General features: G+C 35.6%; 1 protein-coding gene. It reads left to right on the forward strand.

What is annotated here, in order from left to right; translation table 11 throughout:
* Positions 1–279 (forward strand): transglycosylase SLT domain-containing protein (locus AB4486_RS25740; RefSeq protein WP_372119572.1); only part of this gene is annotated, 279 nt, incomplete at its 5' end.
* Between the last annotated feature and the right edge of the window lie 2 nt (positions 280–281).

Raw genomic sequence — 281 nt, forward strand, 5'->3', positions numbered from 1 at the left:
GGTACGGCTTACTTAGATATCTTGAATAGTAAATATTTACGTAAGATCGAGAATGAGCAAAGTCGTTTGTATTGCATGATTGCGGCTTATAACACTGGTGCAGGAAACGTTGCTCGTGCGTTTAATAAAGACCGTTCAACTAGCATTGGTAAAGCATCTAAATTGATCAATAAGATGACTCCTGAAGAAGTCTACAATCAATTGATTGCTAAGTTGCCATACGATGAAACAAAAAATTATTTGAAGAAAGTGAACAGCCGTATCGCACTATATAAATAAGA

Origin of the sequence: Vibrio sp. 10N.222.55.C6 (assembly GCF_041473395.1) — a bacterium.
GTDB lineage: Bacteria > Pseudomonadota > Gammaproteobacteria > Enterobacterales > Vibrionaceae > Vibrio > Vibrio crassostreae_C.